Here is a 23,851-nt window from a genome sequence, read left to right on the forward strand (position 1 = left end):
GTGACAGTCCCCTCGAAAAAGTGCGCCACTTTACCATACCGGTTCGCGATTAAGACCCGCCCCTCCGACGACCGTGATGTCGCCTTCACGCTTACCCCGCTCAATGCGAGAACAGCGGTGGTTCACGCCAGAAACGCGGGGGCTGGCGCATTGTCCACGGTGGTTTGAACGTGCCCAGTTGCAGATGAATGGCACCGTGCTCGGCGCTGTCGTAAATACGCAGACCCTGCTGGCGATAACGCGCAATGACCGTCGGATGCGGATGGCCGAACGAGTTGCCCTGGCCACGGGATATCAGCACGGCTTCGGGTTTCAACGCCTTGAGCAATGCCGTCGATGATGAACTGCGGCTGCCGTGGTGCGGGGCTTGCAGCCAATGCGTTGCTACGTTCAGCGGGCTGTCCAGCAAAACCCGCTCGGCGTGCGTGTCGATATCGCCGGTCAGCAGCAGGCGCTCGCCATTGGCCTCGATCTGCAACACGCAGGAGCGCTGATTGCTGTCGTGAGCGTCCGCCCATTGCCAGAGTTGAAAACTGACACCGTCCCACTGCCATTGCTGACCACTTTCACACGCCTGCGCGCTCAGTTCGGCTGGCAGCCCCGGCGGATCGCCGCTGATGACTCGTTTCACCTGCAAACGGCGCGCAACGGCCAAAGCACCGCCGGCATGATCGGCGTCGGCATGGCTGAGCAGCATCAGATCCAGTGTCTCGACATTCAGTTTGCGCAGAGCCGGCAGGACAACACGCTCGCCAAGATCGAAATCGCGAAACCGCGGCCCGGCATCGTAGAGCAGCGCGTGATGACGCGTACGGATCAGAATCGCCAGGCCCTGGCCGACATCGAGTTGCCAGACATCGGCCAGCCCTTCGGCCAGTCGCTCCCGTGGTGGCACGACCAGAATCAACAATAATGGCCAGCCCAGCGGACGCATCGGCACCCCGCGCGGCAACAGCAACAGCACGCCACCGAGACTGCCGATGGCCAACGCCCAAGCGGGAAGCGACGGCGCAATCCACGCGGGCCACTGCCCGGCGATCAGCGCCAAGCCCTGGAACAGCCAGTCGATCAAACCGCCCGCCAGCCACAACAAACCTTCGCCGACATACGGCACTGGCAACAACAGAGTCCCGAGCAATGCCGGCGGCAGCACCACCAGACTGACCCACGGCACCGCCAGCAAATTCGCCAACGGCCCACTCAAGCTGATCGGCAGATTCAGCGCCAACAACACTGGGCACAGGCCGATCGTGATCAACCACTGCGCCCGCGTCCAAGTCTGCCACCAGCGCCACGCCCCCAGACGACCACCAAAGGTGAAGATCAGCACCGCCACTGCCGCAAAGGACAACCAAAACCCAGGGCGCAGACTGGCTAGAGGATCCAGCAACAGCACGCCATTGAACGCCAGCAACAACGGCCACCAGGCGCCGAGATGACGAAAGCGCAGACGCCACAACAGCACCAACCCGACCATCACGCAGGCCCGTCGCACCGGAACATCGAATCCGGCGAGCAACCCGTAACCGAGTGCCGCGGCGAAGGCCAGGCCACAAGCCCAAGGCAGCCACGGCCAACGCAGCGGCCACAGTCCATAACGGGCCAACCCGGCGACCAGCAAATACATCACCGCTGCCAACATTCCAATGTGCTGGCCGGAAATCACCAGCAGATGCACAGTGCCGGTGTCCTGCAGAATCTGCCAATCCTCGCGACTGAGCCCCGTGCCGTCGCCCAGCACCAGCGCCGCCAGCGCCCCTCCCCGACCTTGCGCGTCGACCGCCAGCAAGCGCTGACGAATGCTGTCGCGCCACGCCCAGCGCGCCTCGCTCAGGCGCTGCCCCTCCTTGATCGTGCCCGTGGCGCCGATGCGTTGTGCGAGCAGCCAGGCTTCGTAATCGAAGGCGTCCGGATTGAGTAAACCACTCGGGCGTTTGAGCTTGACCGCCAGGCGCCAGCGTTCGCCGCTGTTGACCGGCGGCCCGGTGTACCAGGCCAGGCGCATCAGTGACGGCAGTCTGCCGTGGCGCGAATGGGCGTCCGCCAACTCGAAGCGCACCACGCCGTCGCTGTTTTGCGGCAAGCCGACCACCCGCCCTTCGAGCCAACGGGTTTCACCGTCCAGCTCGACTGGCAATCGATCCTGCACAGCCCATTGCGCGCTGACGCAGGCCCATGTGAAACCAAAAAGCAGAAAAGCCAATGGATAGCTGCGAAACGGCAGCAACATCAAACCCACGACCGGCAGCACCACCATCAACCAGACCGGCGGTAAGGCCGGCATAAATATCGGAGCGAGCAAACCGACTGCCAGCGCCATCATCCCTGTGCGCATAAGCCCGTCCTTGAGAGTCCCAAACTTAGGCATAGCGGATATTTGGCACGACCGTCGTCAACAATTGTCACAAAGTCTGAATGGGAGGTTCATGGAATCCAGACATACTTGCCGCCTTAACCGACCGAGATGCCTTATGCCCCGGCGCTTATTCAAACGTTACATGCCCGACCCGACGAGCATCAGGGAACACAAATCCTTACGCTTTCTCGGCAAGTTGCTGCATGACCCAAACCTCTGGCACCTCAATCGCCACTCGGTGGCCCGAGGGATGGCGGTTGGGCTGTTCGCCGCTTTTCTGCCGATTCCCGCTCAGATGCTGGTCGCCGCCGCACTGGCGGTCGTGGTACGAGGCAACATGCCGATTGCCGTCAGCCTGGTGTGGCTGACCAATCCGATCACCATGCCGGCGGTGTTTTTCTGCACCTATCAGACCGGCGCCTGGCTGATGGACGTGCCGACGCGGCACTTGCCGGATGAGCTGACCTGGGAATGGATCAGCGGTGAATTGTCGACGTTGTGGCAGCCGTTTTTGCTGGGCTCGGTAGTGGTCGGTCTGGTGCTTGGCGTCATCGCCTATTTCGGCGTGATGATGTATTGGCGCTGGTGGGTGTCCCGGCAATGGGCGCGGCGCAAGAAAAAACGCATGTCGTGAACGCAAAACGGCCTCCGCAATGGAGGCCGTTTTGTTTTGTGGTGTTTTTGATGCCGCCTTCGCGAGCAAGCTCGCTCCCACACTGGATCTCCGTCGCTCTGAAGATCTCTGTGGGAGCGAGCTTGCTCGCGAATTCACGCGGCGCGGTTTTGGATCAGGTACGCATCCCGCGCCCACTCACCAGCAACCGTGCACAACCGACATACAGCACCACCGTCGCCACCAGCATGAAGGTGATCGCGATGCCGATGCGGATATCCGACACCCCGAGAATGCCGTAACGGAACGCATTGACCATGTGCAGCACCGGGTTGGCCAGCGACACGGTCTGCCAGAACGGCGGCAGCAAGGTGATCGAATAGAACGCGCCGCCCAAATAGGTCAGCGGGGTCAGCACGAAAGTCGGGATGATCGAGATGTCATCGAAGTTGCGCGCAAACACGGCGTTGATGAAGCCCAGCAGCGAGAAAATCGTCGCCGTCAGCACCACCACAAGAATCGTCACGCCCAGATGATGCACCTGCAAATCGGTAAAGAACAGCGACAGGATGGTCACGATCACCCCGACCATCAAACCGCGCAGTACGCCACCGCAGGTGTAGCCGATCAGAATCGTGTGCGGCGAAACCGGCGAAACCATCAGTTCTTCAATCGAGCGCTGGAATTTGCTGCCGAAGAAGCTCGAGACCACGTTGCCGTAGGAGTTGGTGATCACCGACATCATGATCAGCCCCGGCACGATGTACTCCATGTAGGTGAAGCCGCCCATCTCGCCGATCTGCCGACCGATCAGGTTACCGAAGATCACGAAGTACAGAACCATGGTGATCGCTGGCGGCAGCAACGTCTGCGGCCAGATCCGCGTGAAGCGTTTGACCTCGCGGTAAACAATGGTCTGGAGGGCGACGAGGTTGGGACGTAACTCGGAACTCATACCGCCACCTTCGACAGATTTTTCTCCACCAGGGACACGAACAGTTCCTCGAGGCGATTGGTTTTGTTACGCAGGCTCAGCACTTCGATGTTTTGCAACGCCAATTGGCCGAACAGCGCGGTAATGCCCATCGACTTGTCGACCTGGACTTCCAGCGTGTGTGCATCCACCAGTCTCGATGGATAACCAACCAGTTGCGGTGCGGCAGCCAGATCACCCTTGAGGTCGAGCAAGAAGGTTTCCACGTGTAGCTGACCGAGCAGCTGACGCATGCTGGTGTTTTCGACAATGGTGCCGTGGTCGATGATGCCGATGTTGCGGCACAGTTGCTCAGCCTCTTCCAGATAGTGCGTGGTGAGGATGATGGTGATGCCTTTCTGATTCAGTTCGGTGAGGAACGTCCACATCGAACGGCGCAGCTCGATGTCGACCCCGGCAGTCGGTTCGTCGAGGATCAGCAGACGCGGCTCATGCACCAGCGCGCGGGCAATCATCAGACGCCGCTTCATGCCGCCGGACAGCGAACGCGACGGCACGTCGCGCTTGTCCCACAGACCGAGCTGAGTCAGGTACTGCTCGGCGCGCTCCTTGGCGATTTTCGCCGGAATGCCGTAGTAACCGGCCTGGGTCACGACAATGTCGAAAGTCTTTTCGAACTGGTTGAAATTGAATTCCTGCGGCACTACGCCGATCGAACGCTTGAGCTGTGCAGGATTCTTGTCCAGGTCATGGCCGAAGATATTCACCGTGCCGCTGGTCTTGTTCACCAGGGTCGAGAGAATGCCGATGGTCGTGGATTTGCCGGCACCGTTAGGGCCGAGCAAGGCGAAAAAGTCACCTTCGGCGACGTCCAGATCGATACCACTCAAGGCCTGGAACCCGTTGCCGTAGGTTTTGGTTAGCTGCCGGATGGACAGAGCGGAACTCATATCTGATTTACGCACCAAGAAGGGAAAAAGGAGACGGCGGCGATGGATCCAGCCGCGGCGCAAGAGCGCAATGGTGCTTGCCGCCGCCGCACAAGTACAGTCAAGCGTGTCGATAGTAGGTATTAAGTCAACGCGGTCATAACTGCTTTCTGATACGCCGGACGCTGCTTCAGGCGCTCGTACCAGGCTTGCAGATGAGGTTGCGCCGCGCGCTCGATGGGCATCTCGAACCAGGCATAAATGAAACTGCCGAGCGGGATATCGCCCATGCCGATTTCGTTGCCGGACAAGTAAGGTTGGCTGGCAAGGGCCTTATCGGCCATGGACAACAACTCGGTGCATTCCTTGATCGCGGCGTGAATGGCGGGCCAGTCCTGCTGGTCGGCCGGGGTGCGCAACACGCCCCAGAACACCGTGCGGAAGGGACCGGCAAAACTCGAAGTGGTCCAGTCCATCCACTTGTCGGCGACGGCGCGGGCTTGCGGATCGACGGAGTACCACGCGCTGTTCGGTGCGTGTTTTGCCAGCAGATAACGGACGATGGCGTTGGATTCCCACAGCACGAAACCGTCATCTTCGATCACTGGCACCCGGCCGTTCGGGTTCATCGCCCGATACTCGGGCGTGTCGACGACGCCGAATGCACCACCGGCATCAATCGCCTCGTAAGCCAGGCCCAATTCCTCGGCGGCCCACAGTGGCTTCCTGACATTCGATGAGTTTTTCCGTCCCCAGATCTTCAGCATGACCGCCTCTTTGCGCATGAGTGGGCAGGCAGCATACGCCGGATCAGAGATGGCTGACATCACTCTGCATGTCACCCAACTGTTGCGGCAAGTGATCACCGAACAGGTGCGGATAGCATTTTTCCAGGTGCTCAAAGAAGAAGGTTTCCGGCACATCGGTGAACTGGCCGTGATCGATCAGATACTCCATCAGTTGCGCGCCATCACGATTGAACGGGTGGAAAACGCTGTCGTTGATGCCATCGAATTCCAGCGGTGCAACGTTGAACAACTCACAGAGTTTTTGGTTGAACGCCGGGGTCGCCTTGACCCAGCGACCGTCGAGAAACATCTCCGTGTAGCCGTGCATGGCGAACACATCGCTTTTCAGCAGCTCAAGCAAGCGCGGGGTCGACAGGTGATTTCTGACATCGGCCAGACCGATACGCGCAGGAATCCCGCAATGACGTGCGCAAGCGGCCAGCAGCGTGGCTTTCGGTACGCAATAACTTTCCCCCGTCGCCAGCGCGTAGCTGCCGCGCAACGTCTGCGGATCGCGACTGAAGGTGTAGGGGTTGTAACGCACCGCTTCGCGCACGGCGTAATAAAGGCTGATCGCCTGAGCCAGCGGATCGCGGCTGGCACCACGATGTTGTTCGGCGAACTCCACCACCGACGGGTGGTCACTATCGATGAAGCGGCCGGAACTCAGATACTCGCGCATGACGACAGATCTCCTGGGTGAGCCCCGAGTCTAGCGACAGCTCAAGCACAGAGATAACGGCATTTCGGCCAAACTTGGACGCAAAGGCGCGGGATAAGCGAACGATTTCCTACACGCGTTGCCCACCGAACCTACGAAAACCATCCGGGGTTTCCCACGATTTTAATCACCTTGCTCTGACCACCCCGTTTTGCAGATGCCGTCTAAGCTCTGGTGGGTCGATTTGCCTTGGTTCACGGAGGACTGAATATGCTGTTGTTGTGGATACTGGTTTTGATCATTGGTGTGGCGTATCTCGCCCACCGGCGCATCGCCCCGCTGCCCGCGTTGGGCATCGTCGCCGTTTACCTGGTGGCCATGGGGATTTTCAGCCACGCGCCAGGCTTGCTGCTGCTGGTGCTCTGGGTCCTATTGGCGGTAGTCGCGGCACCTTTGCTGCTGCCCGACCTGCGCCGCAAACATTTCACTGCGCCGCTGTTCAGCTGGTTCCAGAAAACCCTGCCGCCGATGTCGCAGACCGAACGCGACGCGATCGATGCCGGCACCGTTTGGTGGGACGGCGAGCTGTTCAGTGGTCGGCCGGATTGGGACAAGCTGCTGGCCTATCCCAAGGTTCAATTGAGCGAAGAAGAACAGGCCTTCATTGATGGCCCGACCGAAGAACTCTGCGCAATGGTCACTGACTGGCAGATCGGTCAGTCGATGGACCTGCCGCCAGAAGCCTGGACGCACATCAAGGAACATGGCTTCTTTGCCCTGATCATTCCCAAGGAATTCGGTGGCAAAGGCTTCTCGGCGTATGCCCACTCGCAAGTGGCCATGAAACTCGCCACTCGCAGCGGCGACCTCGCCTCCACCGTGATGGTGCCCAACTCTCTCGGCCCGGCCGAATTGCTGCTGCATTACGGCACCGACGAACAACGCAATCACTACCTGCCACGACTGGCCCGTGGCGACGACATCCCGTGCTTCGCCCTCACCGGCCCGCTTGCCGGTTCCGACGCCGGCGCGATGCCCGACACTGGGATCATCTGCAAAGGCCAATGGGAAGGCGAGGAAGTCCTCGGTCTGCGCCTGGACTGGGAAAAGCGCTACATCACCCTCGGTCCGGTGGCCACCTTGCTCGGCCTAGCCTTCAAGGCTTATGACCCGGATCACCTGCTGGGCGAAAAGACCGATCTCGGCATCAGCCTGGCGCTGATCCCAACCGACACGGCTGGTGTAGAAATCGGTCGTCGTCACCTGCCACTGGGCGCCGCGTTCATGAACGGCCCGAACTCGGGCAAAGATGTGTTCATCCCGCTGGACTTCCTTATCGGCGGTCAGCAAATGCTCGGCAAAGGCTGGATGATGCTGATGAACTGCCTGTCGGTCGGCCGTTCTATTTCGCTGCCGGCAGTCGGCACCGGCGCAGCCAAATTCACCAGTCTGGTAACCGGTCAGTACGCGCAGATTCGCGAGCAGTTCAACGTGCCGCTGTCGGCATTCGAAGGTATTCAGGAAGCACTGGCGCGCATCGGCGGTAACGCGTGGATGATGGACGCCGCGCGAATGCTCACCGCCAACGCCGTGGATCTGGGCGAGAAACCTTCGGTGCTGTCGGCGATCCTCAAGTATCACCTCACCGAACGCGGTCGCGAATGCATCAGCCACGCCATGGACGTGCACGGCGGCAAGGCGATCATCATGGGCCCGAAAAACTACCTGGGACGCAGCTGGAACGGTGCACCGATCTTCATCACCGTGGAAGGCGCGAACATTCTCTCGCGCAACCTGATGATCTTCGGCCAGGGCGCGATTCGCTGCCATCCTTTCGTGCTCAAGGAAATGGCCCTGGCCGGTCGCGAGGACAAGGATCAGGCACTGAAAGAGTTCGATGGCCTGCTGCTCAAACACATCGGATTCGCCGTGAGCAACGCCGCCAGTACGCTGGTTCTGAACCTCGGCTTCGGTCATTTTGAAAAAGCACCGGGCGACAAGATCAGTCAGGGTTACTTCCGCGCACTCAATCGTCAGGCGGCGGCGTTCGCCATGCTCGCCGACTTCAGCATGATGCTGCTGGGCGGCGAACTGAAACGTCGTGAACGCCTGTCGGCACGCCTGGGTGATGTATTGAGCAATCTGTATCTGGCTTCCGCCGCGCTCAAGCGTTATCACGATCTGGATTCGCCGGCCTACATGGAGCCGTTGTTCAGATGGGCCATGGAAGAAAGCCTTGGCCAGTCGGAACGAGCGCTGGATGAGTTGCTGAGCAACTTCCCGAACAAGGTGTTTGGCTGTCTGTTGCGAGTCATCGTGTTCCCGTTCGGTCGTCGCCACAAAGGCCCATCGGACAAACTCGGTGCCGAAGTGGCAGGCGTTATTGGGCGGGCCAAAGGTGATCCGGCGCTGGAAGAACTGCTTGCCGGTTGCTATCGCCCGCAATCGGCAGACGATGCCGTCGGTGCCCTGCAACACGCCAGCGATCTGCTGAATGCCGCGCAGCCACTGCACAAAAAACTGCACACTTCGTTGAAAAGCGGCCAGGTCAAACCGGTGGCCGGCGAACACGCCATTGATGCGGCGCTGGAAGCGGGTGTGTTGCAACCGATTGAAGCGCAGACCCTGCGCGATGCCGAAGCAGCACGGCGCAAGGTGATCGATGTCGATGACTTCGACAAAGAAGAACTGGTGCTGGCAGAGGGCAAAGTGCGCTGATCGCCGCTACCGCCTAACCGTTACCCGTGAAAAAAGGGCGCAGGAGCTTTATACTCCTGCGCCCGTTTTGCTCTTGAGGACTTATCTCGTGTCCAACGTCGTTGCCGATCATCTTGTGTTACTCGACCATCTGCGCAGTATTCTGGTCGCCGTAGGTGAGGCCGAACAGGTTCCCGAAGAAAGCCATGCCTTGTTCCTGGAGCGCTTCGACGAATTGCTCGCTTCACTGCCGATCGATCCGATCGAAAGCCAATACCTGGGCCAGGACATCCTGACTCAAGTGATCAGCCGTTATCCGCAAATTGCCCACCTGATCCCGCGGGATCTGCTGTGGTACTTCGCCGGCGACTGCCTGCACTATCTGGCTGATGACGAGATTGACCTCTATCAGGCGCTGGAAGAGCGTCGCTTCGAGGCTGAACAGAACGATGAACCGTTCGACTGGAATCAGGAAAAGCAGCTGCTGGCGATGTCCGCTCAAGACAGCAAGCACTGATTTTTACCTGCTGAAGATCAAAAGATCGCAGCCTTCGGCAGCTCCACAGGAGAATACGTTCCCATGTAGGAGCTGCCGAACGCTGCGATCTTTTGTTTCTGCCTTACAACAACCCTTCGCTCTCGGGCAATTCATACGCCATCGCTGCGTTGGTCACGCCACCCGGTTTCCCCGGCTTGCTCAAGGTCGGCTCTTTCTCCAGACATTCCACCAGATAGTCGATAAACACCCGCAACTTCGGTGGCAGGTAGCGCGTTGGCGAATGCAGCAACCACAGCCCCCCGTGGTATGAAGCCAGGAACGCCCAGTCTGGCAGCACCTGCACCACCAACTTCTGCTCCAGCGCATAGCGCGCGGTGAAATACGGCAGGCTGCCAATACCGATGTGCTGCAACACCGCGCCCAAGCGTACACCGGTGTGATTGGCGGCATAGCGACCACGCACAGCCACCGTCACGGCTTTGGTGCCCTTCTTGAATTTCCAGCGCGCGTCGCTCGGGGTCTCACCGAGATAAATGCAGCTGTGATTGAGCAAATCGTGGGGATGCGTCGGCGTACCGTGCTCGGCCAGGTATTGCGGGGAAGCGCAGAGCAAATGATCGATGGTCAACAGTTGCCGTCCAACCAACCCGGCCGGTGGGCGATCAGTGATGCGGATCGCCAGATCGACATGATCGTCAATCAGATCGACCTGCCGGTCTTCCAGCATCAACTCGACATCAACCTTGGGATAACGCCGCAGAAACTCGGGCATGTGCGGATGAATCACGAAACGCCCCACCGCCTTCGGCACACTGACCCGCACCAGCCCCTCGGCTTCGTGGGTGAATTGGCCGCTGATCTCCATCACTGACTTGGCGGCGCTGACCATCTCCTGACAGCGCTTGAACACCTCTTCCCCGCCATCACTCAGACGCAGCTTGCGCGTGGTGCGCTGCAACAGCCGCGTAGCCAAAGCCTTTTCCAGTCGTGAAATGCTGCGACTGACCGCCGACGGAGAAGAGCCGAGTTGGCGCGAGGCTTCAGAAAAGCTGCCGGTCTCCACGACCTTAACGAAAATCGCCATTTCGCCGAGCAGTGGAAGTGGGAGATTGATGCTCACAGCGCACAAGTCCTTTGATGTTTGAACGGATTATCACGTTATTGCACGATTCATATAATAAAAATAGAAACTTTAATCAGGGCATGGAATATGACGCTTCGCCTCTTTTTCCATAGTGATGACCTCAAGGCTAATGTGGAAGTCCTCGACTGCACGCCCCAAGAGAACGAATTCGCAGTAGTGCTGCGCGCCACTTTGTTTCATCCGCAAGGTGGCGGCCAGCCTTGTGATACCGGCTGGATCGGCGAAAGCATGGTGCTGCGTGTGGTGCAGGAGCCGGATCGAATCATCCACTTCGTCGACCGCCCGGTACCACTCGGTATGACCTGTATCCGTGTCGACGAACAGCGCCGTTGCTTCAATACCCGCATGCATTCGGCCGGGCATTTGATCGGACATTTCGTTCAAGCACTGGGCTGGATGCCGATCAAGGCGCACCACTGGCCAGACGAAGGTCGAGTGCAATTCAAACCGGGCGAAGCCGCGCAGGAAGTCGACGCACAAACCGTTCAACTCGGTATCGATCAATGGGTCGAACACGATCTGCCACGCCTGACTTCATTGCGCGAGGGCATGCGAGAAATCGGTTTTGGTGAGCTGCCAGCCTACGGCTGCGGCGGCACCCACGTACGTAGCCTGAAGGATTTGGGCACAGTCACGATCGCGTCCCTTTCGCAGAAGAAGGGCACGTTGTCCGTCCACTACAGCGTGGACTGAGCATTTCGGACGCTGCTCCGGCAGCGTCCGGCGCGGGGGAACCGCACGCGCGGATTCCGTTGACTATCGATAGATGGACCTAAAGAAAATGATGCTAGACGTCGAGCGTCTCGATGAGACGTGCATAAAAAAACTGGCCAACGAAGAAGTCCTCGCCATCCGCGTCAAAGGCTTTTTGCCCGCGCCGCTGGCGATCCAGATTGGCGACAAGATTCTCGCTCCAGGCTTTGAGGGCTATATCAACGCACCAAGTATCGGCCGCATCGGCATGGCGTTTTATGAAGCGGAAAACCAGCCGGTGCTGATCGAGGATTACTTCGAACGGGCCACCAGCAACATCGCCGAACTGCGCGATCGCTGTGCGCCCTACTCCTCGCCGGTCGACACGCTGCGTTGCATGCTCGACGAATCCTGGCCGGCCGGCGCGCACCTGGAAAACCTCTACGGCCGCAAAATGTATGTCGGCCTGTCACGCGTGGTGAAACCCGGCGTGTGCTTTCTGGCCCACCACGACATTTTCGCCAAGGACGCGCCGGAAAGTTTTCAGGCCCGCAGCCTCGAGGCGCAATTTGCCTGCAACGTGTACCTGAACATGCCGACCGAGGGCGGCGCGTTGCAAATGTGGGATGAAGACATCACGCCGGATCAATTCGACGAAATGCGCGGTGACAGTTACGGCATTGATCCGGCACTGCTTGGCCCTCCGGCCCTCGAAGTGCGGCCCGAGCCCGGCGATTTCATCATGTTCAATTCGCGCTGCATGCACTCGGTAACGCCGGGCGTGGCCGATCCGCGCTTGAGCCTTTCCTTCTTTGTCGGCTATCGCGGCAATGCTTCACCCCTGACCTTCTGGAGCTGAGATGTTATCGAACTACCTGGGCGAGTTTCTGGCGCTGGCCACTATCCACTTTCTGGCCGTGGTCGCTCCCGGACCGGATTTCGCCGTCACCATTCGCCAGAGCGTACGTTTTGGCCGACTGGTGGGCATTTGCACGGCGCTGGGTATCGGCGCCGGCATTTCAGTACATGTGCTTTACACCTTGCTGGGCGTCGGCGCGCTGATGCACACCACCCCGTGGTTGCTGACAGTGGCCAAGGTGATTGGCGGTGCCTACATTTTGTATCTGGGTGTCAGCCTGCTGCGCAGCAAGCCAAAATCTACCCTTGAGGGTGACAAAACCCCGGACGAGCCAGTAGTCGAGCAAACCCTGTTCAAGGCCTTCAGCACCGGATTTCTGACCAATGCCACCAACCCCAAAGCCACGCTGTTCTTCCTGGCGATATTCACCACCATCATCAGCGCCAGTACACCGCTGAAAATTCAAGCGCTATACGGCGTGTGGATGTGTTTTGTGAATGCGTTGTGGTTTGTGGTGGTTGCGCTGTTTTTTTCGAGCAGCCAGGTGCGTTTGCTGTTCATGCGCATGGGGCACTGGTTCGAACGCACCATGGGGGTCGTGCTGATTCTGTTTGCCGGTCGACTGATGCTGTCCTGGTAATTCGCCCCGCAACGCAAAAGGCCCACCGACTTTCATCGGTGGGCCTTTTTTCGCCTGGGTAATACTTGGCGAAGAATCCATAGAACGCGCATACAAAAACGCCGCTCATCACTGAGCGGCGTTTTTGTGAAATTGGAGCGGGAAACGAGACTCGAACTCGCGACCCCGACCTTGGCAAGGTCGTGCTCTACCAACTGAGCTATTCCCGCAAATGGCGTCCCCTAGGGGACTCGAACCCCTGTTACCGCCGTGAAAGGGCGGTGTCCTAGGCCACTAGACGAAGGGGACACGCTACCCGGAACACATGGTGTGTGTTTCGGTGTCCAGACCCGCATCCGAAGACTTGGTTCTGGTTTCACTCAGCCCCGCCCGAAAGCAGTGCTGTTTAAAATTGGAGCGGGAAACGAGACTCGAACTCGCGACCCCGACCTTGGCAAGGTCGTGCTCTACCAACTGAGCTATTCCCGCATTGGCGTCCCCTAGGGGACTCGAACCCCTGTTACCGCCGTGAAAGGGCGGTGTCCTAGGCCACTAGACGAAGGGGACACACTACAACATTCACTCCCTACCGCGTTTCGCTGTGTGCTTTACGCTGTAAGTGGCGCGCATTCTATGGATGGATTGGGGGGTCGTCAACCCCCTGATATAAATTTATTTAAATCAATGACTTCGACCTGCTTTAAGGCACCGATCCAGCTTTTCCGTCGCCCGACGATTGACGCCTATATTCCGGCAGTCGCCAAGACGTTATAGTCCACCGCACAGTGATGGCAATCTGCACATCATGCGCCAGCATTCATATAAACAGTGTACGGCCGATACAGATTGAACAAGCCGCTCAACTCGTCGAGCGGCGCTAGGCGCATAAATGCCCAACCACTACACTCGCATGCGAACCCTATAAAGAGGTCTTACCGGTGACACCACTCATGATCACCCTGCTAGTAGTAGCCGGGATCGCAATTCTGATCGCCATTGGCTACATGAACCATGTGGTGGAAAACAACAAACTGGAAAAGGCCCGCACCAAAGTCGAACTCAACGACCGCCTGCGCCGTTGCGGTGAATTGACCGAGACCTTCCCCGGCCAGTTCATGACTCCGAAACTCAAGCTGCTGCTGACCCGTCTGGAACTCAACGTCTGCCAGCGCCTGCTGAACCTTGAGAAAACCAGCGCAACCACTAAATCCCGCATCACCGAACTGAACGCACTGGTAGCCCAAGGCGAATCGATCCCGGTCAACAACCCACCGGCGCCGATCCTGACCGAAGCCAAAGCCAAAGACGTCCGCTTCCTTCTAGAAGCCCTGCACGGCCAGATCACCCGCGCCGCCCATGACGGCTTCCTGCCACCGAACGAAGCCAAACACTGGGTACGCGAAGTCCGCCACATTCTGGTGCTACTGCACATCGAGTTCTTCAACAACCTCGGCCAACAGTCCCTGCAACAAAACCAACCCGGCCAAGCCCGCCTCGCCTTCGAACGCGGCGTGCAATACCTGCGCAAACAGCAAGACCCGCAGATTTACTCCGAACAACTGCAATACCTGGAAAAACTGCTGGCCCGTGCCAACGCCCAAGTCATGGACAAAATTGCGCCGGTGGAAGGCGAAGAGAACCAACTGACTGCCGGGCTCAAAGACGTTGAAGCCGACGCAGACTGGAAGAAAAAAGTCATCTACGACTGATCGCAGATGCTGAAAGAGAAGCCACCGAGAGGTGGCTTTTTTGTGGGCTGTGTTTGTGCAGGAAGATCAAAAGCCCCTCACCCTAACCCTCCCGAAACGTCGGACCGCCCAAAGGGAGAGGGGACCGACCGAGTTGCTTCAAAGAAATACGCCAACCTGAACCAACGCGCCGAACAAAAAATCAGAACCAATACTCACCCACGAGACCCACCCACCACCACAGAAAAGCAAACCCCGCCCTTCGCTTTTCACCACTCAACAGGATGAGCGTTAGCTCGGCTGCAGCTCTTGATCTTGATTCACCTGCCCCGTCGGCAGGCTGAGCGGAGGGATTCATCCGGGGGGCAGGCGCGAAGCGCCGTTCGACGAAGTCGAACACATCGAGAGGAGGTGCAGCGAAGCAAACCGGAGGCGATGCACCCGGATGGATCCCGGAGCGAAGGAACCCCGAGCCCCAGCGAGCGGGCCGAACGCCGGGGCAAAGCCTTTTGGGTTACCTTTTCGGCGTCTGGAAAAGGTGACCCGCCGTAAGGACGGAACCCTAAGCCGCCATCACAAAAAAACGGATATTCACCCAAAACAACCCAAAACCTGGTCGGCCCAGAGGCCGCCAAGTCAAAAGCGTCAAAGCCGAAAATGCCCAACCATCCCCCGCAACTCACTCCCCAACTGCGCCAGCTCAATACTCGAAGCCGCATTCCCACGCATCGCAATCGACGACTGATCCGCACTCGCGCGGATACTCGTCACACTGCGATTGATCTCCTCCGCCACCGAACTCTGCTCCTCCGCCGCCGCCGCAATCTGCTGATTCATCTGCTGAATCAGCGAAACCGCCGCCGCAATACTCCCCAACGCACTCTCAGTCTGCAACGCATCACTCACCGCCAACTTCACCAACTCGCCGCTGCTCTGAATCTGCTGCACCGACGAATGCGCCGCAGAGCGCAATGCACTGACCAGCCGCTCGATCTCTTCGGTGGATTGCTGCGTACGCCGCGCCAATGCGCGCACCTCATCGGCCACCACAGCAAAGCCCCTGCCCTGCTCCCCGGCTCGCGCCGCCTCGATCGCCGCATTCAACGCCAACAGATTGGTTTGCTCGGCGACGCTTTTGATCACACCCAGTACCGTGCCGATATTCTGGATTTCGGCACTGAGACTCTCGATGCTGGAGCTGGCCGAATTCGCCGAATCAGCCAACTGCTCGATTCGCGCCATGCTCTGGCGCACCACCTGTTGACCACTCTCGACCTTATCGTCCGCCGTCTGCGCCGCCAACGCCGCCTCTTCAGCGTTGCGCGCGACATCGTGGACGGTGGCGGTCATCTGGTTCATGGCCGTGGCCACCTGTTCGGTTTCTTCCTTCTGACTGCTGACCTCAAGATTGGTCTGCTCGGTCACTGCCGACAGCGACTGCGCGGAACTGGCCAATTGTTCAATGCCTGCCTGCAACCCACTGACAATCGTGCTCAACCCCGCGCCCATCTGCTGCATCGCCAACATCAGTTGGCCAATCTCGTCACGGCGGGTGACTTCCACGGTCGCACTTAAATCACCGGCAGCAATGCGCTGCGCGACATTGATCACACTGCGCAACGGCGCGACGATCAACCGGGTAATCAGCCACGCCGCAATCAACCCGACCAACAACGCCAGTGCCGAAGAACCCACGATCAACAGCGAGTTCTTTTTCAGCTCGGCCTGCATGGCGGCGTCTTCGGCAACGTAAGCCTGATCCACCCGCTCCATCACTTGTGCTGCGCGCTGATGCAATTGCTCGTAGACAGTCTTTTCCTGTGCGAGCAATCCGGTGTACTCGGCCAACTTATCGTTGAAACCGGCGATGTGCCCGGAGACTTCATTGAGCACCGTCAGATACCCGTCGTCCTTGACCATGGACTTCAGCGCTTCGGCCTGACTCTGGGCTTGCGCGGCCTGTTCGATATTGCCCTTGCCGGCACTGTCGGCATCGCCCTTGCGACTTTGGTCCAGACGAACCCGCGCCTCATTCATCGCTTGCAACATCAACCTCGACACCTGGCTGACCTGATTGGCCTGCTCGATGAACTGCCCACCGTCCTTGCCCTCGGTGTTCTTCAGGGTATATGCCCCGTCATCCGCCAGCCCGGCCTGTAATACGTCGAGGTTGTTGGCCACGCTTGAAACCGACCAACTGGCCATCTCCAGCGCCAGATCCTTGGCCTGGGTTAACGAGACGAACTCATCGAACGCCTTGCGATAGGCGCCCAGCGACTGCTCGACATCCGTCATTACCGGGACGTTGACCAGCGACTGCGCCTTAAGCTCGTTGGCCAGGGCAATCAAGCCATCCACGCCCTCGCGCAAGGCGTCGGCCGTTTTCGGATTACCGCGTAGGGCGTACTCCTGCTCAAGCAGCCGCACCTTGAGCAGGCCGCTATTGAGAGAGGACATCTGTTTCAGTCCATCGAAGCGGTGACTGATGGTTTGCAGGGACCAGACGCCAATCGCCGCCACCAGTGCGGTCAGCAGCAACACCAGCACAAACCCGATACCCAGTTTTTTCGCCATACCGAGGTTGGCAAAACGTCCTTGCACGGCCGAAATCATTGCGCGTAGTCCCCTGCCAAAGTCAGTTGACGAAGAGTCGCAATGGCCATGAACGAGCACAAGTCTCTGGCGTCGCAATAATGGCAAAAAGCTACGTCTGCGTCGTTTTCAGAACACTTGAGGTCGATCCGAACCGGTATTGCGAAAAAACTGTCGAGCCCGTGGATCGCAGGCGTAAGCCACGTTGATGCGATGCCAGTCGCCGCCCTCGCCACTGGGACTGAAGGCGTTCGGGGCGGACAGTAAAACACCGCAGCGCTGAGCCTGGGCGCGCACTCGCGCCTGATCCGCCACCCGCGCACGAGCCCAGATGAACAAGCCGCCAGTCGGCTTGCCAAACACTTCCCAATCAGCGTCTTCCAGTGCCTGCAACGCCGCGGCGCGATCGGCATTCAAACGCTGCCGCTGGCGCTGTACCAGTTTGCGGTAAGCACCGGTTGCCATCAGGTTGGCCAGCACCGCCTCGGAAAACCTTGAGGCTCCCAGACCACTGATCATCTTGACCTGAGCCAGCCGCGCAACAACCTCGCTGTCGGCGAGAACAAATCCGACCCGCAACGAGCTGCTGAGTGTCTTGGAAAAACTGCCCACATAAATCACCCGCCCTTCATCGTCCAGCGCGGCCAGACGTGTACCGTTACCCGTGTGCAGGTCGGCGTAGACATCGTCTTCGATCAAGCGCAAATCGTAGGTCTTGCTCAATTGCACGATGCGCTGGGCCACCGCCGGTGTCAGGCAACTGCCAGTGGGGTTGTGGTGATGGCTGTTGATGAACAATGCACTGGGCTGAAACTGCCGCAGCAGCGCCTCGAGCGCGACGGTATCCGGCCCGCTGGGTGTGCGGTGCACTTCGAGCATCCTTACGCCGTGCAGCCGCAACAGGTCGAACAGCGGCGCATAACCGGGTGTTTCGACCACCACACAGTCGCCGGCCTTGAACAAGGTTCTAACGATCAGATCCAGCGCGTGACTGGCGCCACAGGTGCTCAGCAACTGCGTGCCGCGAGCCTCGATACCGAAGAGTCTGAGGCGTTTGGCGATCTGCTCGCGCAATGCAGCAAGGCCCAGCGGCGTGCTGTAGTTGAACAGGCTGGCCATGTCGGTACGCGCCACCTCTCGCAGCGCATAGCTAAGGTCGTCAGGTTCGCGCCAGCTCTGCGGCAAACCACCGCCGCCAAGCTTCAGACCACTCGCCGCCCCACACACCGCATCACACCAGGCAAGCCGGCCCTCGAAGGGCAGCGGCTCATCCTCTGCGCTCGCCATCGACGGCGACGCTGCCACGATAAACCCCGCTCCCTGACGCGTGGTCAGAACGCCCTGCGAAACCAACCGCTCGCACGCCTCGACGACACACGACTGGCTGAGCAGATTACCCCGGGCGATTTGCCGAATCGAGGGCAAACGGGTGGCTGGCGGTACCCCACTTTGCAGGATCCACTCAGTCAGCCCGTCAACAATCTGCTGTACGACGGGCACCATTGCCTGTCGGTCAATTCTCAATTCCATGAGCAAGCAAACTCCTGTCCGTTTTGCTGGCGGCAGTTAATCACAGCCACACCGCACAGGCTGTGCGACAACGCCGTCAAAAGCGACTGTTCTAATCATTTGATACACATTGTTTAGTGGTTTAAGTGAACTCAACGCAGGGGCATAAAAAAACCCGCACGAATGCGGGTTTTTTCAGCGATGTGCTTCAGAACGCGGTAACGCCACCATCCACCGCCAACGAATGACCGGTGGTGAACGCCGCACCGTCGCTGCACAGGTACAACACCGCACTGGCGATTTCCTCGACCTTGCCGATGCGCCCCACCGGATGCATGGCGTTGGCGAACTCGCCTTTCTTCGGATCGGCCTCGTAGGCACGGCGGAACATGTCGGTGTCGATCACCGCCGGACACACAGCGTTTACGCGGATTTTCTTCTTCGCGTACTCGATGGCGGCCGACTTGGTCAGACCGATCACCGCGTGTTTCGACGCCGCATAAATGCTCATCTTCGGCGCCGCCCCAAGACCTGCCACCGAGGCGGTGTTGACGATCGCCCCGCCACCCTGGGCCTGCAACAGCGGCAACTGATATTTCATGCACAGCCAGACGCCTTTGACGTTGACGCCCATGATCGCGTCGAACTCATCCATCGAGCCGTCGGCCAGTTTGCCCTTCTCGATTTCGATCCCGGCATTGTTGAAGGCATAGTCGAGACGGCCGTAGGTGTTGATGACCTCGTCCATCAGATTTTTCACTTCGCTTTCGACGGTAACGTTGCAACGCACGAAGGTCGCTTCGCCGCCGGCTGTACGAATCAGCGCGACAGTGCCTTCCCCTCCGGCCGCATCCAGATCGGCCACCACCACTTTCAGACCTTCGGCGGCGAATGCCTGGGCCGTTGCGCGACCGATGCCGTTGGCGGCTCCGGTGACTACGGCAACCTGACCGGAAAACGTCATGCTCATTGTTATGTCCTCGAACGGATAGATGCAGGGGGCTGTTTAGACATGCAGCGCAAATTGCAGCATAGCGACAAGGCTTTACCGGACGTCAGCACTATCAGAAGGCTGTTTATGCGCCCATGCGTCGCAGTGATAAATCTATGCCTATGACTATCACTGCATTGGATCGGATTGCATTCGCCGTATCAGCCAACCTTGCGGCATCTCCCGTGAAGGTCTATCAACAAGGCTTCATTCAACTTGAGTGCCTGTCATGACTTCCCAGACCAATCGCCAGTTCCTGCTCGCCAAACGCCCGGTGGGTGCCGCCAACCGCGAGACCTTCACCTATCAGGAAGTACCGGTCGGGGAACCTGCGGCGGGCCAGATTCTGGTCAAGAACGAATACCTGTCCCTCGACCCGGCCATGCGCGGCTGGATGAACGAAGGCAAGTCCTATATCCCGCCGGTCGGTCTCGGCGAAGTCATGCGCGCCTTGGGCGTAGGCAAAGTCGTCGCATCGAACAATCCAGGGTTTGCAGTCGGGGACTACGTCAACGGCGCCATTGGCGTGCAGGATTATTTCCTCGGCGAGCCCAGAGGTTTCTACAAAGTCGATCCAAAACTGGCGCCGCTGCCGGTTTATTTGTCTGCGCTGGGCATGACCGGCATGACGGCCTACTTCGCGTTGCTCGATGTCGGCGCGCCGAAGGCCGGCGACACCGTGGTGCTTTCCGGCGCAGCGGGTGCAGTGGGCAGCATTGCCGGACAGATCGCCAAGATCAAAGGCTGCCGCGTGGTCGGCATTGCCGGCGGTGCCGACAAGTGCAAATTCCTTATTGATGAATTGGGTTTTGATGGCGCCATCGACTACAAGAGCGAAGACGTGGTTGCAGGGCTTAAACGTGAATGCCCAAAAGGCGTGGACGTATATTTCGACAACGTCGGCGGTGACATCCTCGATGCGGTGCTGAGCCGTCTGAACCTTAAGGCACGCGTGGTGATTTGCGGTGCCATCAGCCAATACAACAACAAGGAAGCGGTCAAAGGCCCAGCCAATTATCTTTCGCTGCTGGTCAACCGTGCGCGGATGGAAGGTTTTGTAGTGATGGACTATGCGGCGCAGTACGCGAGCGCGGCGCAGGAAATGGCCGGCTGGATGGCCAAGGGCGAACTCAAGAGCAAGGAAGATATTGTCGAAGGCCTCGAAACCTTCCCGGAGACGCTGATGAAATTGTTCAGCGGGGAGAATTTCGGCAAGTTGGTGTTGAAGGTTTAACCGAAAACCTGGCAACACCACAAAACAAATGTGGGAGCTAGCAGGCTAGCTGCCACATTTGGAACTGCGTTGGCTTGTTAGGCGATTTCGGCGACGACGGAGGCCAACGCCTGCGCCGGGTCAGCCGCCTGGCTGATCGGACGACCAATCACCAGGTAATCGGAGCCTGCATCCAGCGCCTGACGCGGGGTCAGAATACGTCGTTGATCGTCCTGCGCGCTACCCGCCGGGCGAATTCCCGGGGTCACCAGTTGCAGCGACGGATGTGCCGTTTTCAGGGCCTGAGCTTCCAGTGCCGAGCACACCAGACCATCCATCCCGGCTTTCTCGGCCAGTGCTGCCAGACGCAGAACCTGCTCTTGCGGCTCGATATCCAGACCAATACCCGCCAGGTCTTCGCGTTCCATGCTGGTCAGCACGGTTACGCCGATCAGCAACGGTTGCGGGCCGCTACGCTTGTCCAGCACTTCACGGCAGGCCGCCATCATGCGCATACCGCCGGAGCAATGAACGTTGACCATCCAGACGCCCATCTCGGCAGCCGCTTTCACGGCCATCGCAGTGGTGTTGGGAATATCGTGGAATTTCAGATCAAGGAATACTTCAAAACCCTTGTCACGCAGGGTGCCGACAATTTCAGCAGCGCAACTGGTGAACAGTTCCTTGCCCACTTTGACCCGGCACAGTTTCGGGTCTAACTGGTCGGCCAGCTTCAGTGCGGCGTCACGGGTAGGGAAATCCAGGGCGACGATGATAGGAGTCTGGCAGACGGACATTTGAAGGGCTCTCAGGCAGGTCGAAATCGGCGCGCATTGTAGCGGAACCGGCGGCGGCGCGGCACCCGATGATCGGTAAATCGTCGTGCCAACCGAGATCAGCATAGCGCTCGCTGCTATTGTGTCGACTCCGATACACAACCGACATGCCGCCAACACGCGCCCGCGCTAGCCTCGCCAGCCGCAATACGTCCTTACATCAGCACTTCCCGCCTCACCGCCGGACGCCTATGCTGAAACCACCACCTCGCAGCCCATCTTTGTGGTTGGCGGCCTACTGGCAGATGAACAGCCCCATGCACAACACCCAAAGCACCGTGACGGATGAGCAAAAAGACGACAAGCGCTGGAGCATTCGTGCACTGATCGTCGACGACGACGTGCCGATCCGCGAATTGATGATCGACTACCTCGCGCGTTTCAACATCCACGCCAGCGGCGTCACCGATGGCACAGCGATGCGTCAGGCCATGCAAGCCGAGCATTTCGACGTGGTGGTGCTGGACCTGATGCTGCCCGGCGAAGACGGCTTGTCGCTGTGCCGCTGGCTGCGCGCCGAATCAGACATCCCGATCCTGATGCTCACCGCGCGTTGCGAACCCACCGACCGCATCATCGGCCTGGAACTCGGCGCCGACGACTACATGGCCAAACCGTTCGAACCGCGTGAACTAGTCGCGCGCATCCAGACCATTCTGCGCCGCGTACGCGATGATCGCACTGAGCAGCGCGCAAACATTCGCTTCGACAACTGGCGCCTGAACAGTGTCCTGCGCCAACTGGTCGCCGACAACGGCCTGGTAGTGCCGCTGTCCAACGCCGAATTCCGCCTGCTGTGGGTGTTTATCGAACGCCCGCGCCGGGTGCTCAGCCGCGAACAATTGCTCGACGCTGCGCGCGGTCGCTCGATCGAAGCGTTCGACCGCAGCATCGATTTGCTGGTCTCGCGCCTGCGCCAGAAACTCGGCGACGATCCGAAAGCCCCGCAGTTGATCAAAACCGTGCGCGGTGAAGGTTACCTGTTCGACGCCAGGGACATCGGCTGATGCGGGCGCGCTTCGACACGCTATTCGGCCGTCTGTTTGGCGTGCTGTTCGTGGCGATCGTCCTGGCGCACTTGCTCGCTTTTACCTGGTTTCGCCTGTACGGCCCGCCACCGCCTCCACCGCCACCGGAATTTTCCCAAGGCAGCGAAGGCCAACAGCCGCCACACGATCCCCGCTACCCGCCCCGCCCACCGCGCCCTTGGTTCGGTGGCCCGGTGGTGCCGCTGACCTTTCAGTTCATCACCTTGATGATCGCCGCCTGGTACGGTGCCAAGTTACTCAGTCGGCCGATCCAGCGCCTTAGCGACGCGGCCGAACGTCTCAGCGAAGACCTCGACAGCCCACCACTCGACGAGTCAGGCCCACGCGAGGCTAGGCAAGCGGCGCACACTTTCAATCTGATGCAGCGGCGAATTCGCGAACAAGTCCAGCAGCGCGCACGCATGCTCGGCGCGGTGTCCCATGACCTGCGCACACCCTTGTCACGGCTGAAACTGCGCCTGGAAAACATCAGCGACGACAAGCTGCAAAGCCAGATGCGTCAGGATTTGAACGACATGATCGCCATGCTCGACGCCACCCTCACCTACCTGCATGAGCAACGCACCAGCGAAGCCCTACAGCTGATGGACGTGCAGGCGCTGGTCGAATCATTGTGCGAAAACGCTCAGGATCAAGGCGCAGACGTACAGGCCAGCGGTCATTGCGCACCGATGCAGGTGCAACCGATGGCGCTGCGTTCCTGCCTCAACAACCTGATGGACAACGCCCTGCGTTACGCCGGGCAGGCGCGAATCGAATTGCAGGATCAGCGCGAGCAACTGTTGATCCGCGTGATCGATAATGGGCCGGGGATTGCCGAGGACCAACGTGAAGCGGTGTTTGAACCATTCTTTCGCCTGGAAGGTTCGCGTAATCGCAATTCCGGTGGTGTCGGGCTAGGCATGACCATCGCTAGGGAAGCCGCGCAACGCCTGGGCGGACAATTGAGCCTGGAAGAAACGCCGGGGGGTGGCCTCACCGCCATCATTCGCCTGCCACGGCCCTGAAAAGCCCACAATTCCCTGTACAGAAAAGCAAAGCACCGACCCGCCGTGCTCTTCCACCACTCAACACAATGAGCGTTAGCTCGAGTGCAGCTCTTGATCTCAAGAGCCCGTCGGCAGGCTGAGTGGAGGGATTGATCCGGGGGTGGGAGCGCAGCGACCGTTCGACGGAGTCGA

At 59.3% G+C, this 23,851-nt stretch carries 20 protein-coding genes, 4 tRNA genes and 1 pseudogene; 10 read left to right on the forward strand and 15 right to left on the reverse strand.

The window, feature by feature from the left end; all coding sequences use genetic code 11:
- Nucleotides 1-100 precede the first annotated feature (100 nt).
- Entirely contained in the window at nucleotides 101-2,335 is a 2,235-nt protein-coding gene (locus tag ACIQVE_RS21530; protein WP_402811878.1) for a DNA internalization-related competence protein ComEC/Rec2, read from the reverse strand.
- Nucleotides 2,336-2,471: 136 nt separating this feature from the next.
- Between ACIQVE_RS21530 and ACIQVE_RS21535 the strand changes: the two genes are divergently transcribed.
- Nucleotides 2,472-2,990 (forward strand): DUF2062 domain-containing protein, encoded by a 519-nt coding sequence (locus ACIQVE_RS21535; protein WP_402811880.1) that lies wholly within the window; start codon nucleotides 2,472-2,474, stop codon nucleotides 2,988-2,990.
- A 154-nt stretch (nucleotides 2,991-3,144) separates the two neighbouring features.
- On the opposite strand, the gene ACIQVE_RS21540 is transcribed toward ACIQVE_RS21535, so the two are convergent.
- The 4 genes from ACIQVE_RS21540 to ACIQVE_RS21555 all read right to left on the reverse strand — a co-directional run bounded on the left by ACIQVE_RS21540 (nucleotide 3,145) and on the right by ACIQVE_RS21555 (nucleotide 6,302).
- Nucleotides 3,145-3,924, reverse strand: coding sequence for an ABC transporter permease (locus ACIQVE_RS21540; RefSeq protein WP_402811882.1), 780 nt, complete (start codon nucleotides 3,922-3,924; stop codon nucleotides 3,145-3,147).
- Entirely contained in the window at nucleotides 3,921-4,853 is a 933-nt protein-coding gene (locus ACIQVE_RS21545; protein WP_402811885.1) for an ABC transporter ATP-binding protein, read from the reverse strand. Before ACIQVE_RS21545 ends, ACIQVE_RS21540 begins: the two co-directional genes overlap by 4 nt.
- Nucleotides 4,854-4,975: 122 nt before the next feature.
- Nucleotides 4,976-5,599: a glutathione S-transferase family protein gene (locus ACIQVE_RS21550; RefSeq protein WP_402811888.1), complete on the reverse strand. Its 624-nt coding sequence runs from the start codon at nucleotides 5,597-5,599 to the stop codon at nucleotides 4,976-4,978.
- Between the two features lie 43 nt (nucleotides 5,600-5,642).
- Nucleotides 5,643-6,302 (reverse strand): transglutaminase family protein, encoded by a 660-nt coding sequence (locus tag ACIQVE_RS21555; protein WP_402811891.1) that lies wholly within the window; start codon nucleotides 6,300-6,302, stop codon nucleotides 5,643-5,645.
- A gap of 249 nt (nucleotides 6,303-6,551) precedes the next feature.
- Between ACIQVE_RS21555 and ACIQVE_RS21560 the strand changes: the two genes are divergently transcribed.
- The gene (locus tag ACIQVE_RS21560; protein ID WP_402811894.1) at nucleotides 6,552-8,999 is read left to right on the forward strand and encodes an acyl-CoA dehydrogenase; all 2,448 of its coding nucleotides are present in this window, start codon (nucleotides 6,552-6,554) and stop codon (nucleotides 8,997-8,999) included.
- An 88-nt stretch (nucleotides 9,000-9,087) separates the two neighbouring features.
- Entirely contained in the window at nucleotides 9,088-9,495 is a 408-nt protein-coding gene (locus ACIQVE_RS21565) for a PA2817 family protein (RefSeq protein WP_402811897.1), read from the forward strand.
- Nucleotides 9,496-9,598: 103 nt separating this feature from the next.
- Here ACIQVE_RS21565 and ACIQVE_RS21570 read toward each other — a convergent pair whose 3' ends face one another.
- Entirely contained in the window at nucleotides 9,599-10,597 is a 999-nt protein-coding gene (locus ACIQVE_RS21570) for a LysR substrate-binding domain-containing protein (protein ID WP_402811900.1), read from the reverse strand.
- Between the two features lie 90 nt (nucleotides 10,598-10,687).
- On the opposite strand from ACIQVE_RS21570, the gene ACIQVE_RS21575 reads away from it, so the two are divergent.
- The 3 genes from ACIQVE_RS21575 to ACIQVE_RS21585 all read left to right on the forward strand — a co-directional run bounded on the left by ACIQVE_RS21575 (nucleotide 10,688) and on the right by ACIQVE_RS21585 (nucleotide 12,813).
- The gene (locus ACIQVE_RS21575) at nucleotides 10,688-11,314 is read left to right on the forward strand and encodes an alanyl-tRNA editing protein (RefSeq protein ID WP_402811902.1); all 627 of its coding nucleotides are present in this window, start codon (nucleotides 10,688-10,690) and stop codon (nucleotides 11,312-11,314) included.
- An 88-nt stretch (nucleotides 11,315-11,402) separates the two neighbouring features.
- On the forward strand, nucleotides 11,403-12,173 hold the full coding sequence (locus tag ACIQVE_RS21580; RefSeq protein ID WP_402811904.1) for a 2OG-Fe(II) oxygenase: 771 nt from the start codon (nucleotides 11,403-11,405) through the stop codon (nucleotides 12,171-12,173).
- 1 nt (nucleotide 12,174) lies between these two features.
- Nucleotides 12,175-12,813, forward strand: a complete 639-nt coding sequence (locus ACIQVE_RS21585) for a LysE family translocator (protein WP_402811907.1) — start codon at nucleotides 12,175-12,177, stop codon at nucleotides 12,811-12,813.
- Between the two features lie 133 nt (nucleotides 12,814-12,946).
- On the opposite strand, the gene ACIQVE_RS21590 is transcribed toward ACIQVE_RS21585, so the two are convergent.
- The 4 genes from ACIQVE_RS21590 to ACIQVE_RS21605 all read right to left on the reverse strand — a co-directional run bounded on the left by ACIQVE_RS21590 (nucleotide 12,947) and on the right by ACIQVE_RS21605 (nucleotide 13,359).
- Nucleotides 12,947-13,022 (reverse strand) — tRNA-Gly (locus tag ACIQVE_RS21590).
- A gap of 3 nt (nucleotides 13,023-13,025) precedes the next feature.
- A tRNA-Glu gene (locus ACIQVE_RS21595) sits at nucleotides 13,026-13,101 on the reverse strand.
- A 104-nt stretch (nucleotides 13,102-13,205) separates the two neighbouring features.
- Nucleotides 13,206-13,281 (reverse strand) — tRNA-Gly (locus ACIQVE_RS21600).
- A gap of 2 nt (nucleotides 13,282-13,283) precedes the next feature.
- A tRNA-Glu gene (locus tag ACIQVE_RS21605) sits at nucleotides 13,284-13,359 on the reverse strand.
- 383 nt (nucleotides 13,360-13,742) lie between these two features.
- Between ACIQVE_RS21605 and ACIQVE_RS21610 the strand changes: the two genes are divergently transcribed.
- The gene (locus ACIQVE_RS21610; protein ID WP_402811910.1) at nucleotides 13,743-14,501 is read left to right on the forward strand and encodes a hypothetical protein; all 759 of its coding nucleotides are present in this window, start codon (nucleotides 13,743-13,745) and stop codon (nucleotides 14,499-14,501) included.
- Between the two features lie 624 nt (nucleotides 14,502-15,125).
- On the opposite strand, the gene ACIQVE_RS21615 is transcribed toward ACIQVE_RS21610, so the two are convergent.
- The 4 genes and pseudogenes from ACIQVE_RS21615 to ACIQVE_RS21630 all read right to left on the reverse strand — a co-directional run bounded on the left by ACIQVE_RS21615 (nucleotide 15,126) and on the right by ACIQVE_RS21630 (nucleotide 19,551).
- Nucleotides 15,126-16,007: a methyl-accepting chemotaxis protein gene (locus ACIQVE_RS21615; RefSeq protein ID WP_402811959.1), complete on the reverse strand. Its 882-nt coding sequence runs from the start codon at nucleotides 16,005-16,007 to the stop codon at nucleotides 15,126-15,128.
- Nucleotides 15,987-17,093 (reverse strand): annotated as a pseudogene (locus ACIQVE_RS21620) (HAMP domain-containing protein); the annotation flags it as partial. The gene ACIQVE_RS21615 and the pseudogene ACIQVE_RS21620, both read right to left, overlap by 21 nt.
- A gap of 108 nt (nucleotides 17,094-17,201) precedes the next feature.
- Nucleotides 17,202-18,602, reverse strand: coding sequence for a PLP-dependent aminotransferase family protein (locus ACIQVE_RS21625; protein WP_402811913.1), 1,401 nt, complete (start codon nucleotides 18,600-18,602; stop codon nucleotides 17,202-17,204).
- 187 nt (nucleotides 18,603-18,789) lie between these two features.
- Nucleotides 18,790-19,551 carry an SDR family oxidoreductase gene (locus ACIQVE_RS21630; RefSeq protein WP_402811915.1) on the reverse strand — a complete coding sequence of 254 codons (762 nt, stop codon included), beginning with the start codon at nucleotides 19,549-19,551 and terminating at the stop codon, nucleotides 18,790-18,792.
- Nucleotides 19,552-19,801: 250 nt separating this feature from the next.
- Between ACIQVE_RS21630 and ACIQVE_RS21635 the strand changes: the two genes are divergently transcribed.
- Nucleotides 19,802-20,806 (forward strand): NADP-dependent oxidoreductase, encoded by a 1,005-nt coding sequence (locus ACIQVE_RS21635; protein ID WP_402811918.1) that lies wholly within the window; start codon nucleotides 19,802-19,804, stop codon nucleotides 20,804-20,806.
- A 77-nt stretch (nucleotides 20,807-20,883) separates the two neighbouring features.
- On the opposite strand, the gene pyrF is transcribed toward ACIQVE_RS21635, so the two are convergent.
- Nucleotides 20,884-21,582: an orotidine-5'-phosphate decarboxylase gene (gene pyrF / locus ACIQVE_RS21640; RefSeq protein ID WP_042560469.1), complete on the reverse strand. Its 699-nt coding sequence runs from the start codon at nucleotides 21,580-21,582 to the stop codon at nucleotides 20,884-20,886.
- A 284-nt stretch (nucleotides 21,583-21,866) separates the two neighbouring features.
- Between pyrF and ACIQVE_RS21645 the strand changes: the two genes are divergently transcribed.
- Both ACIQVE_RS21645 and ACIQVE_RS21650 read left to right on the forward strand, forming a co-directional pair.
- Nucleotides 21,867-22,628, forward strand: coding sequence for a response regulator (locus tag ACIQVE_RS21645; protein ID WP_402811921.1), 762 nt, complete (start codon nucleotides 21,867-21,869; stop codon nucleotides 22,626-22,628).
- Nucleotides 22,628-23,677, forward strand: coding sequence for an ATP-binding protein (locus ACIQVE_RS21650; RefSeq protein WP_402811923.1), 1,050 nt, complete (start codon nucleotides 22,628-22,630; stop codon nucleotides 23,675-23,677). Before ACIQVE_RS21645 ends, ACIQVE_RS21650 begins: the two co-directional genes overlap by 1 nt.
- The last annotated feature ends 174 nt before the right edge of the window (nucleotides 23,678-23,851 follow it).

Source organism: Pseudomonas sp. NPDC098747, assembly GCF_044760045.1.
Classification (GTDB): domain Bacteria; phylum Pseudomonadota; class Gammaproteobacteria; order Pseudomonadales; family Pseudomonadaceae; genus Aquipseudomonas.